General features: G+C 61.4%; 9 protein-coding genes. 7 read left to right on the plus strand and 2 right to left on the minus strand.

Annotated elements, in window-relative coordinates; all coding sequences use genetic code 11:
• Positions 1 to 102 precede the first annotated feature (102 nt).
• Complete coding sequence (gene ltrA, locus NUH87_RS20200) at positions 103 to 1,827, minus strand: group II intron reverse transcriptase/maturase (protein WP_338522449.1); 1,725 nt, start codon at positions 1,825 to 1,827, stop codon at positions 103 to 105.
• 1,134 nt (positions 1,828 to 2,961) lie between these two features.
• Between ltrA and NUH87_RS20205 the strand changes: the two genes are divergently transcribed.
• Genes NUH87_RS20205 through NUH87_RS20215 form a run of 3 tightly spaced genes read left to right on the plus strand, consistent with a single transcriptional unit; the run spans position 2,962 to position 5,428 of the window.
• Entirely contained in the window at positions 2,962 to 3,987 is a 1,026-nt protein-coding gene (locus NUH87_RS20205; protein WP_338522450.1) for an aminoglycoside phosphotransferase family protein, read from the plus strand.
• Positions 3,984 to 4,658 carry an N-acetylmuramate alpha-1-phosphate uridylyltransferase MurU gene (gene murU / locus NUH87_RS20210; RefSeq protein WP_338522451.1) on the plus strand — a complete coding sequence of 225 codons (675 nt, stop codon included), beginning with the start codon at positions 3,984 to 3,986 and terminating at the stop codon, positions 4,656 to 4,658. Before NUH87_RS20205 ends, murU begins: the two co-directional genes overlap by 4 nt.
• A gap of 2 nt (positions 4,659 to 4,660) precedes the next feature.
• A complete protein-coding gene (locus NUH87_RS20215; RefSeq protein WP_338522452.1) occupies positions 4,661 to 5,428 on the plus strand; it encodes a TerB family tellurite resistance protein in 768 nt (255 codons plus the stop codon).
• Positions 5,429 to 5,513: 85 nt separating this feature from the next.
• On the opposite strand, the gene NUH87_RS20220 is transcribed toward NUH87_RS20215, so the two are convergent.
• Complete coding sequence (locus NUH87_RS20220) at positions 5,514 to 6,503, minus strand: alpha/beta hydrolase family protein (protein ID WP_338522453.1); 990 nt, start codon at positions 6,501 to 6,503, stop codon at positions 5,514 to 5,516.
• Positions 6,504 to 6,575: 72 nt separating this feature from the next.
• Here NUH87_RS20220 and NUH87_RS20225 point away from each other — a divergent pair, with 72 nt between their 5' ends.
• The 4 genes from NUH87_RS20225 to NUH87_RS20240 all read left to right on the plus strand — a co-directional run bounded on the left by NUH87_RS20225 (position 6,576) and on the right by NUH87_RS20240 (position 12,136).
• Positions 6,576 to 8,969 (plus strand): PAS domain-containing sensor histidine kinase, encoded by a 2,394-nt coding sequence (locus NUH87_RS20225; protein WP_338522454.1) that lies wholly within the window; start codon positions 6,576 to 6,578, stop codon positions 8,967 to 8,969.
• A 46-nt stretch (positions 8,970 to 9,015) separates the two neighbouring features.
• Complete coding sequence (locus tag NUH87_RS20230) at positions 9,016 to 9,645, plus strand: response regulator transcription factor (protein WP_338522455.1); 630 nt, start codon at positions 9,016 to 9,018, stop codon at positions 9,643 to 9,645.
• 256 nt (positions 9,646 to 9,901) lie between these two features.
• Positions 9,902 to 11,026 carry an ABC transporter ATP-binding protein gene (locus NUH87_RS20235; RefSeq protein WP_338522456.1) on the plus strand — a complete coding sequence of 375 codons (1,125 nt, stop codon included), beginning with the start codon at positions 9,902 to 9,904 and terminating at the stop codon, positions 11,024 to 11,026.
• 69 nt (positions 11,027 to 11,095) lie between these two features.
• On the plus strand, positions 11,096 to 12,136 hold the full coding sequence (locus tag NUH87_RS20240; RefSeq protein WP_338522457.1) for an ABC transporter substrate-binding protein: 1,041 nt from the start codon (positions 11,096 to 11,098) through the stop codon (positions 12,134 to 12,136).
• Positions 12,137 to 12,197: the final 61 nt, after the last annotated feature.

Consider the following 12,197-nt stretch of genomic DNA (forward strand, 5'->3'; position numbering starts at 1 on the left):
ATCTGCCCGCGGTGGGGGCCACACGCCTATCGATGGTCAGAAAGTTGGGTAGGGACAGACCATTACTGGCCCATCCCCCCCTAAGAACCGTGCGTGCGCCTTTCAGCGCACACGGCTCAAGTCTTTAACAAAGCCCCCCAAACTGGGGACCGGTTTGTTCACTTCTAGACCACGAACGTGTAGCTGTTGGTGGCAAATGGGATGCAATAGTACCCGGTTGTTTAGCGAGTCACCACCGCCTTGTGAGCGATAAATGATGTGGTGGTCATGCCACCCCGTCTCCCTAGTTATGGGGTTCTTGCAAAGTAGACAGAGCCCTCGCTGTGACTGAAATAGGGTTGATACCTGCTTGCGGTATTTCAGCTTCCCGAGCATCCGGGACGTCCGCAGTTTCTCGCCCATTTCTTCCATCTCAGGATCGAACGGGTTGTACTCCCCGCTGATTTTTCTGTGCCTCTCGATCGGCGTAGCCTCCAGGGTGTACAGCCTGATCTCCTTTTTGTCGCCTGCCTCCGTCAGTAATGTGGTGCAGAACACCCAATTTCGGCCATCAACGGTCTGGAAATATTTCTTCCTGATCCAGTCGAGGCTTTTGTTTGCATGCCTCCGTCTTGCCCAGCGCCATATTGCTTGGAATATTTGGAAGTCCATGCGGCTGTACGCTTTCTTGGCTACCACGGGTTGGTGATACAGCGCCCAGCCTCGCAGCATTGGGTTCAACAGGCGGATCAGATCCTCCTGCGATACCGCTTTGTTGGTACAGATGACTTCCTTTACCTTGCGGTAAAACGCTTTCGCGTTTTTCTTGCTTGGCTTGATCAGAAGCTTCCCATCGTACTTACGGAAATTCCAACCCAGAAAGTCAAAGCCCTTCTCAATGTGGGTGACGTGCGTTTTCTCGGGAGAGAGCTGTAATCCGCGTACCGCCAGAAAATGCTCTATCCAAGGGCGGACCTCATTTTCCAGCACCTCTTTCGAGTCACTGGTGATGACGAAATCATCCGCGTACCGCACCACGTTGATCTTGAGCTTCTTGGCCTTTGTCACGCCCAGATGTTGCTTGAGCTGTGTTTCCAGGCCATCCAACGTCATGTTTGCCAAGGTCGGCGAGATAATCCCACCTTGTGGCGTACCGGCATCCGTTGCCTGTAGCTGGCCTTTATGAATCACTCCAGCTTTTAACCATTTCCGAAGGATCACTGTGTCCGTAGGGACGTTGTTGATCAGCCAGTCGTGGTTGATATGGTCGAAACAACCTTTTATGTCCGCTTCCAGAACCCATTTGGCCGAGAGCTTCTTGGATAGGCAAACGAACAGCTGTCCCATTGCATCCGCCGTGGATCTTTCGATCCTGAAGCCGTAGCTATTCGGATCACCAGTAGTTTCCGCAATGGGGGCCAGAGCTAGCAGATACAGCGCCTGCATAGCTCTGTCCGCCATGGTCGGGATGCCCAGAGGGCGTTCCTTTCCATTCGACTTTGGAATAAATACCCGCCTTAAGGGCCGGGGTTTGTATCCGTGGCGCTTCAATCCATCGACCGCTTTCCATTTGGCGTCGGGTGTATCCCAGAGCACGCGGTCGACTCCCGCCGTGCGCTTACCCTGGTTTTCAGTGACTCGCCGTACGGCCAGGTATCTGGCCGAGGGTGAGCGGGTCAGCATCCGTTGCAAGGCTTTCACCCTGCGCCAGTTGCCTTCCCGACAAGCCTTCGCAATCCGTAACTGCATCGCCCGGACGTTCCGCTGGACTAGACACCAATCGATGTCGTGCCACTGTTGCGGAGCGCCGGAAGGCGCAGACACGGCCATTTGGCTGTGTTCTAACATGCTGCCTTCCTCTCAAGTTTCCCCAAGCGAAGACGTATGCATCCCCTGACGGGAATGGACGTCCCCGTCAGGGCTGTATTAATAGAAGGTCCGTTACAGCGGGACCTCTAGGTTCATTGAGACCAGCTCACTCAGCGTTCATGCGATGAAAGACCACGCAGAAGTCTGCCCGGTTTCCCGTGGGGTGATGTTCCAACCCCTATCCGAGCGATTACGGCCCGGCGTTCGCTTTCTCTGCGATCCCATACCCGCATAGCCAACAGATCCCCTTGCGGTTCACCTGCCCAAAGGCAGCCATACGGGCTTACCACGTTCCCTGCCTGTCACACGATTGGTTTAGGGTCTGCCTTTCCACCGGGGGCCTTTGTAGCGACGTATTCCCACATCCCACAGGAATAACTGGCCCCGTACCTTTTGGTTCATGCCTGACAGCAGTTTGGGCATGGTTATCCTTACGGCGTTTATCAGCAGTTCACTTGCGTTACCCGTGCCAGCCAGCCTAGCGCCTCAACCCGGTACTGCTCCGAGCATCCATGGCTTGCCTCGCGGCAAGTTCATGCCCTTGCGGGGGCTACGTTGTTGGAAGAGCTTCACACCTCACCGTTACCAGTGACGCATGTCTTCCTAGGCTATCGTTGGTCGCACAACGAGTCCGCTACCACTCCATAAAGGCAATGGTTGGACAATGACAGACAGAGCTTTCGCTCATGTCTCCGAGTGTGAAGAGAGAGCAGGGACTGCCGAGGGCAGCATGCTCTGTAAGATTGTTACCTCCTGTTTCGAGAGCAGGAGATAACCCCAGCGGGGATTGTCTCCCGCATGGGTTTAGCCCTCTGGGGGCCTAGGTGTAGGATACGCTTCAAGACCGGGGGTGCCGATCCTGCGGTCGTGCTGCCAAGCGCGCTACGACCTTGGGGGTGTGTTACCGCCGCTGCGGCAAGTCCTTGAAAACACTGGACTTATGGGTTGGTTTTATTTCCCGGGATTGGATGCCCAAGCTGTCGGCTTTCTTGCGAAAACCCTTCAAGATGACCTTACACCTCGAAGTTTGGAGACACGCCACGCGTGTCGCACAAGATGCTGGATAATAAAGCAACACCCGCTTGACGGCTAGCGTCGTCGGAGACCCATGTAATGCCTGATCAAGATGTACGCCTGCAACACCTGAAAGTTTGGTTGGATCAGCAGTTGGAAAAACTTTTCCTGGCCGAAGGCTGGGGCGCCATACCCCCGGCCACGTTGACCGCGGCCAGCAGTGACGCGAGTTTCCGGCGCTATTTTCGCTGGGAGGGCGAGGGCCGCAGCCTGATCGTGATGGATGCGCCGCCGCCCCGGGAAAACTGCAAGCCCTTCGTGGATATCGCTCATCTGCTGGCGAAATCCGGCATCAATGTGCCGAAAATTCATGCGCAGGATCTGGAAAACGGTTTTCTTTTGCTCAATGACCTCGGCAACCGGACCTATCTGGATGTGATCGACGCCGACAACGCCGATGCGTTGTTCGCCGATGCCATCGACGCGCTGCTGGCGTTCCAGCAACTGCCGATGGACAGCGAACTGCCGAGTTATGACGTGGCATTGCTGCGCCGCGAGCTGGAGCTGTTTCCCGAGTGGTACGTGGGGCATGAACTGGGTCGCGCGTTCGATTCCACGCAACTGGCGCTGTGGCAACGGGTCAGCGACCTGCTGATCGACAGTGCCCTGGCCCAGCCGAAAGTGCTGGTGCACCGTGACTATATGCCACGCAACCTGATGGCCAGCGAGCCCAACCCCGGCGTGCTGGATTTCCAGGATGCGGTCTACGGGCCGGTGACCTACGACATTACCTGCCTGTTCAAGGACGCCTTCCTCAGTTGGCCCGAAGCCCGGGTGCGTGGTTGGCTGCAGGATTACTGGCAACGGGCCGGTGACGCCGGCATCGCGGTACAGGCCGATTTCGAGGCGTTCCTGCGGGCCAGCGACCTGATGGGGGTGCAGCGCCATCTGAAAGTGATCGGGATCTTCGCGCGCATCTGCCATCGCGACGGCAAGCCGCGTTACCTGGCGGACGTGCCGCGCTTCTTTGCTTATATAGATGCAGTGGTGGCGCGTCGTCCCGAGCTGGCCGAGTTGGGTGAGTTGCTGGCCGGTCTGCGTCAGCCGGTGGGTGCCGCCGTATGAAGGCGATGATCCTGGCCGCCGGCAAAGGCGAACGCATGCGTCCGTTGACCTTGCACACCCCCAAGCCGCTGATCCGTGCGGCAGGCACCCCCTTGATCGACTATCACCTGCACGCGCTGGCGGCGGCCGGTTTCAAGGAGGTGGTGATCAATCACGCCTGGTTGGGGCAGCAGATCGAGGATTACCTGGGCGACGGTTCGCGCTACGGCCTGAGCATCGCCTATTCGCCCGAGGGCGAGCCGCTGGAAACCGGTGGCGGTATTTTCCGGGCGTTGCCGTTGCTGGGGGATGAGCCTTTCCTGGTGGTCAACGGCGATATCTGGACCGACTATGATTTTGCCTCCCTGCGTCGGCCGATCGCCGGCCTCGCGCATCTGGTCATGGTCGACAATCCGCCGCATCACCCGTCCGGGGGCGACTTCAACCTGCTCGATGGCCAACTGCACGACGGTGGGACGGCGGGCGAGAAACTGACCTATAGCGGTATTTCAGTCCTGCACCCGAAGCTGTTTGCCGACTGCACGGACGGCGCTTTCAAGATCGCGCCGCTGTGGCGCGAGGCGATGGCGCGGGGGTTGGTGACCGGAGAGCACATGCGCGGACACTGGGTTGATGTCGGCACGCAGGAGCGCCTGGCGCAAGTCGAGCAATTGTTGAAAGAGAGACACTGATTATGTTGTGGCCAGGGACTCTGATTGGAGCCGGGGCGGGATTTGTCATCGCCAGCATCCCGGGGGCCATGCTGGGCGCATTGCTTGGACAGGCACTGGACCGGCGCCTGCAATTGCACAGCCTTGCGCATTTGCGCGAACGCCTGGGGGGCAAGCCCGCGTTGCGCAACGATGAATTGCTGTTTGTCTTGCTGGGACGCTTGGCCAAGAGTGACGGGCGGGTGGTCGATGGGCATATCCAGCAGGCACGCGAGGAGATGCGCCAACTGGACATGCACGATGCGGCGCAGCGCCGGGCGATTGCCGCGTTCAACCGGGGCAAGTCGGGACGTGATCGACTGCGCGGCTACCTGAACCATCTGAAGGCCCAGCCCCATGCCGCCGAAGGCGTTTTGCGGGCGTGCTGGCGAATGGTCTGGGCCGATGGCCGGGTCGGGCCGAAGGAGCGTGAACTGATCATGCTCTGGGGCAAATGGCTGGGCTGGACGAGCTATCAGGTCCAGGCCCTGGCCAGTGACTACGAGCCTGCTCGCCGGTCATTGTCGAGCAATGCCGTGACTTACGAGGAGGCGCTGCTGTTGCTGGGTGTGACGGTCAACAGTGAGCCGGCGCAAATCAAGCGGGCTTATCGGCGCCTGCTCAGCCGACACCACCCCGACAAGGTCGCGGGCAGCGGCGCGACGCCGTTGCAAGTGCGCGAGGCCACGGAGAAAACCCGCGAGCTGCACCATGCCTATGGGCTGATTCGCGAGCGAAGGGATTTCCGTTAGGTCGGAGATGAGAGACCTCCCATGTAGGAGCCGGCAAGCCGGCTCCTACAGATTCCGTTGTGCTCTCAGGATTAGGTGATGCGCTTCAGAGGCCGCCTACGGCCTGCGGATTCAACCAGCCGCGAATGCGTCGGAACAATTGCTCCTGCCCGGCATTGCCCGGTAGCGTCTTCAGTGCAACCTGGCTGTAGCTCGAGGTTTTCTGCCGCTTGCTGGCCTGCAACCGCTCCAGTGCGGCTTTGCGATCCAGCGGCCGGTCCTGATAGTAGAAGTCTGCCGTTGCCAGTTTCAGCCCGGGCGTGAGCTGGGCCAGGTTCTGCGTGGCACTGGTCGGCGTCTGCGCGGCCACCAGCAGCAGTTTCTGTATCTGCGGCGAGGGCCTCTCGCTCATGTAGCGGGCTGCCCAGTAAGCACCGGTGCCATGACCCAATAGGACCACGCTACGGGCATTTTGCTGTTTTGCGTAGGCAATCGCTGCGTCGATTCGTGCGAAGATTCGCTCAGCATCGGCTTTCAACTGGTCTTCAGCGGTTTGCGCGGCGGCGTGGTCGACCACCTCGGCTTCGGCGCTGGCCGCCTGTTCGATGGGCTTGGCCGTGGTGCTGGCATCCTTGCTGTTGGTGGCGGTCGCCGCCGGCTCCTTGGGCGCCTCGGCCACTCGCGGCTGGATCGCATCGCTTTGCAGGTCCGGCAAGGTCAGGCTCAGGCTGCTCCACCGGGCATCCGGGAACTTGCCGCGCAACGGGCCGATCACCTGGGGCCAGTCAGCCGTTTCGCCGGCACCGGGAATCAGGATCACGGCGCCTTGGGGCGAAGGCGTGTTGGCCGGTTTCCACAAGGCCAGGAAGCTGTCGCCGCCGGCTTGCAGTTGCTGCTGTTCCTGCTGGGGCACTTGTCGCTCCAGGGCAGCGGCGTCTTCCTGGCTGCGCTCGGGCAGGGGCTGGCGCTCCACTGGCTTGTCGGCGGGCTTCTGCGCCGGGGCGGGTGTCGGGTCGGCCGCCATGACGGGCGCGGTACAAGGTAGTATCAACGACAGGCACAGCGCAGGCAGTGCCAGGCGGTAGAGAAGGGGCATCGGATTTTCCAGGCCAGAGTCATCCTGGCAGCCTAATGGGTTGGTCTGCATTTGTCAGTGTGTGAGCGTCGGATGATACGGTTTTGCTGCCTGTGGGTTATCGGCTGTTTGTGTTTTCCCTTGATTGCCTGGGCGGCGCCTGCTCCCCATGGGCAGGGCATCGCCTTGTCCGGCGAACAACGCCAGTGGCTCGACCAGCACCGGGAGTTGCGGGTCGGCCTGGTCCTGCAGGCGCCCTATGCGCAATACGATCGCCGCTTGCAGCGCTTGTCCGGGGCCAATGTGGAGCTTATGAACTGGGTCGCCAACAGTCTCGATGTCGAGCTGACCTGGCGTAACTTTCCCGATCAGGCCCAGTTGGACAAAGCCTTGCGCGAGGGCGAGATCGACCTGGCGCCGGGGCTGACCCAGACCCCCGCCGGGTTGCGTCTGTGGTTGTTCTCCGATCCCTACATGCGCGTACCGCAACTGGTGGTGGGTGAGCGCAACGGTGCCGGCGCCGTGGAACTGGAGAAGCTCGACGCCCAGACCCGCGTGGCCGTGCGCATGCCCAGCGCGGTCGCCGACTACCTGCGCAGCACTTACCCCAATCTCAATCTGCAGGGCGTCCCGCTGGAGCGCCAGGCCCTGCAATTGTTGTCCAGCCAGCAGGCCCGCTACGCGGTGATCGATGAGGCGCAACTCAGTCGCCTCTCCAATGAAGAAGAGTTCGCCGGGCTGGCGGTGGTCGGCGATATCGGCTTGCCGCAGCTGCTGAGGGTCGCGACGCGGCGTGACTGGCCGGAACTGGCCGCTGCCGTGGAAAAGGCCCTGCACGCCATCCCGGCGCGGGATCTGGAGCAATTGCATGCCCGCTGGCTGCAACCGAAGTATCCGCGTCTGGCCGAGTCCCCCGGTTTCTGGCAGAACCTGTGCCTGCTGCTGGCGGTATTGCTTCTTGCGGGTTTGGCCATCGTCTTCTGGCTGCGGCGCCAGCGGAGCGCCCTGGAGCATGACTTGCTCGCGGCCCGGGAAGATCTGGCCCGGCGCGAGGCGAGCGAAGAAGCCCTGCGCCTGACCCAGTTTTCCATCGACCAGAGCACGGTGGGGATTCTCTGGGTCAACTGGGACAGTCATGTCCGTTACGCCAACCGGGCAGCGGAAGAGATGCTCGGTTATCCGCCGGGCGGGGTGTTCGATCGGCCCCTGATCGACTTCGAGCCCAACCTGCACATGGACCGCTGGCTGAACCTGTGGAAGCGGGCCCGGGCCAGTGACGAAGGCCCGCAGAGTTTTGAAACCCAGTGTATCCGCGCCGATGGCAGCATTCTGCCCGCCGATGTGTCCTTGAGCTTTCTGCGCTTTCGCGAGGGCGAATACCTGGTGGTCTACCTCAACGACGTCACCGAACGGCGCCGGGCGCTGGCGGCGGTGCAGGAAAGCGAAGCGCGCTTGAAGGCGATCGCCGCCAACGTGCCGGGCCTGGTGTTCCGCCTGGAGCGTGTGCCCCAGACCGGCGAGTTGCATTTTCCCTACATCAGTGAAGGCAGCGAGAGCCTGGTGGGCTATGCCCCGGCGACCCTGCGCCAGCAGGACATCGGCTTGCGCAGCCTGGTGCATCCGGACGACAGGGCCAGCTACCACCAGACCCAGGACCGGGCGCTGGACTCGGACAGCGACTGGTCCTGGCAAGGGCGGATCATGACGCGCGAAGGCCGGCAGCGCTGGGCCGAGATCAAGGCCATCACCCGGCGGCTGGAGGATGGCACCGTGGTCTGGGACGGCATCGTCTGGGATATCAGCGAAAGCAAGCGCATCGAGCTGGAACTGGCCGCCTCCCGCGAACAGTTGCGTGAGTTGTCGGCCCACCTGGAAAGCGTCCGTGAAGAGGAAAAGGCCCGCATCGCCCGGGAAGTCCACGACGAGTTGGGTCAGATGCTGACGGTGCTCAAGCTGGAAACGTCCATGTGCGAACTGGCTTATGCCCAGCTCGATCCCGGTTTGAATGACCGGCTCAACAGCATGAAGAAGCTGATTGCGCAGTTGTTCCAACTGGTCCGGGATGTGGCGACCGCCTTGCGCCCGCCGATTCTCGACGCCGGCATCGCCTCGGCCATCGAGTGGCAGGCCCGGCGGTTCGAGTCGCGGACGCAGATTCCCTGCCTGGTGCAGGTGCCGGAGCATCTGCCGGCCCTCAGCGATGCGAAAGCCACGGGCCTGTTCCGTATCCTTCAGGAAGCACTGACCAATGTCATGCGTCATGCCCAGGCGCATACTGTTGAACTGACATTGGCCGTTGAAGGCAAGGATTTATGCCTGACCATCAGTGATGATGGCGTAGGATTCGTCTCCGCCGGCGGCAGGCCGACCTCCTTTGGGGTGGTGGGCATGCGTGAGCGGGTGTTGATGCTCGGCGGCACAATGCGGCTGGAAAGCGAGGTGGGCGAGGGGACGACCCTGAGCGTACGGGTGCCATTGGATAGGTAGGTCTTGCCAGCGATAGCGATTCAACTGATTCAACCGGGAGATAAACGTGATCCGCGTATTGGTAGCCGAAGACCACACCATTGTCCGCGAGGGCATCAAGCAGTTGATCGGTCTGGCCAAGGACCTGTCCGTGGTGGGCGAGGCCGGCAATGGCGAACAACTGCTCGACGCCCTGCGCCATACGCCCTGCGAGGTGGTGCTGCTGGACATCTCCATGCCCGGGGTCAACGGCCTGGAGGCGATTCCGCGGATTCGCGCGTTGAACAATCCACCGGCGATCCTGGTGCTGTCCATGCACGACGAGGCGCAGATGGCGGCGCGCGCGCTCAAGGTCGGCGCTGCCGGTTACGCCACCAAGGACAGCGATCCGGCGCTGCTGCTGACGGCGATCCGCAAGGTCGCCGCCGGCGGGCGCTACATTGATCCGGAACTGGCCGACCGCATGGTCTTCGAAGTCGGCCTGACCGACGCGCGGCCGCTGCATGCCTTGCTCTCGGAGCGCGAGTTTTCGGTATTCGAACGTCTGGCCCAGGGCGCCAACGTCAACGACATCGCCCAGCAGCTGGCCCTGAGCAGCAAGACCATCAGCACCCACAAGGCGCGGTTGATGCAGAAGCTCAACATCACCTCCCTGGCCGAGCTGGTGAAATACGCGATGGAGCACAAGCTGCTCTGAACCGGCTGCTCCTGCAAAAGAAAAAAACGGTGCACATATCCATTTGCGACAGCCCCGGAGGGTCGTTTGACGACGTTCCGGGCCTCGCCGTCGGCAGCCGCTTGCGGGCTTATCCAATCCCGCCATTCATGTAGGGCAATCCCTACCCCAACTCTTCCAGATGGCTGAGGCCAATCTCTCTTGCCCCCCGATTTGCGCTGCCCCGAGCCTTCACTAGGCTTAGTCCCACGGCAGTCCAAAACAAAAAGGTGAGGGTATGAGCGAGGTCGATTCAAGCGCTGGGGCGAACGATGTACTGGTCAGCTTTCGTGGCGTACAAAAGAGCTACGACGGTGAGAACCTGATCGTCAAAGACCTCAACCTGGACATTCGCAAGGGCGAATTCCTTACCCTGCTCGGGCCTTCCGGCTCCGGCAAGACCACCAGCCTGATGATGCTGGCCGGGTTCGAAACCCCGACCGCCGGCGAGATCAAGCTGGCCGGACGCGCCATCAACCATGTCCCGCCGCACAAGCGCGATATCGGCATGGTGTTCCAGAACTATGCCCTGTTCCCGCACATGACCGTTGCCGAGAACCTGGCGTTCCCGCTGACCGTGCGTGGCATGAGCAAGACCGACGTCAGCGAGCGGGTCAAGCGGGTGCTGGGCATGGTCCAGCTCGACAAGTTCGCCCAGCGCTATCCGGCGCAGTTGTCCGGCGGCCAGCAGCAGCGGGTGGCGTTGGCCCGGGCCCTGGTGTTCGAGCCACAGCTGGTGCTGATGGACGAGCCCCTCGGCGCACTGGACAAACAGTTGCGTGAACACATGCAGATGGAGATCAAGCACCTGCACCAGCGCCTGGGCGTGACCGTGGTCTACGTGACCCACGACCAGGGCGAAGCCCTGACCATGTCCGACCGCGTGGCAGTGTTCCACCAGGGCGAGATCCAGCAGATCGCGCCACCGCGCACCCTCTACGAAGAGCCGAAGAACACCTTCGTCGCCAACTTCATCGGCGAGAACAACCGCCTCAGTGGCCGCCTGCACAGCCACAGCGGCGATCGTTGCGTGGTCGAGCTCAGCCGTGGTGAAAAGGTCGAGGCGCTGGCGGTGAACGTCGGCCGGACCGGCGAGCCGGTGACCCTGTCGATCCGCCCGGAACGCATCAGCCTCAACGGCTCCAGCGAATCCTGCGTGAACCGCTTCTCGGGCCGCGTGGCCGAGTTCATCTACCTGGGCGATCACGTACGCGTGCGCCTGGAAGTCTGCGGCAAGACCGACTTTTTCGTGAAACAGCCCATTGCCGAGCTGGACCCAGCCCTGGCGGTCGGCGACGTCGTACCTCTCGGCTGGCAAGTGGAGCACGTTCGCGCGCTCGATCCGTTACTGGACGCCAGCTGACTGCGGTAACCCAAGAGGCGAATCCATCGCCCCGTGCTTCACCAACCTGCACTGTGGAGAGAAGAATAAATGCTCAAATCCCTGAAATTCAGCGCCCTGACCCTTGGGCTGATGTGCGCGGCAAATGCCATGGCGGCGACGGACCTGACCGTGGTGTCCTTTGGTGGCGCGAACAAGGCCGCACAGGCCAAGGCGTTCTATGCGCCGTGGGAGGCGGCGGGCAAGGGCAAGATCGTCGCAGGTGAGTACAACGGCGAGATGGCCAAGGTCAAGGCCATGGTCGACACCAAGAGCGTGTCCTGGGACCTGGTGGAAGTCGAGTCGCCGGAGCTGTCCCGCGGTTGCGACGAGGACATGTTCGAGCCTCTCGATCCGGCGCTGTTCGGCAAGAGCGAAGACTACGTCAAGGGCGCCATCCAGCCTTGCGGCGTGGGCTTCTTCGTCTGGTCGACGGTACTGGCCTACAACGCCGACAAGGTGAGCAGCGCACCGACCAGCTGGGCCGATTTCTGGGACACCAAGAAATTCCCGGGCAAGCGTGGCCTGCGCAAGGGCGCCAAGTACACCCTGGAATTCGCCCTGATGGCCGACGGCGTCGCGCCGAAAGACGTCTACAAGGTACTGGCCGGCAAGGATGGTCAAGACCGTGCGTTCAAGAAGCTCGACGAGCTGAAGCCGAATATCCAGTGGTGGGAAGCCGGCGCGCAACCGCCGCAGTACCTCGCCTCCGGTGACGTGGTGATGAGCTCGGCCTACAACGGTCGGATCGCTGCGGTACAGAAGGAAAGCAACCTGAAAGTCGTCTGGAACGGCGGCGTCTATGACTTCGATGCCTGGGCGATTCCAAAGGGCCTGAAGGGCGAGCGTCTTGAAGCGGCGAAGAAATTCATCGCCTTCTCGGTGATGCCGCAGCAGCAGAAGACCTACTCGGAAAACATCGCCTACGGTCCGGCCAACACCCAGGCGGTACCGTTGCTCGACAAGGCGATCCTGAAAGACATGCCGACCACTCCGGAAAACATCGCCAACCAGGTGCAGATCGACGTTGCGTTCTGGGCGGATAACGGTGAGCAGCTGGAGCAACGCTTCAACGCGTGGGCCGCCAAGTAACACAACACGTCCCAAGAACAACGGGCGGTGTGCCGAAGTGCCACACCGTCCGCTGTAACAC

It is taken from the genome of Pseudomonas batumici (assembly GCF_036585405.1).
Classification (GTDB): domain Bacteria; phylum Pseudomonadota; class Gammaproteobacteria; order Pseudomonadales; family Pseudomonadaceae; genus Aquipseudomonas; species Aquipseudomonas batumici.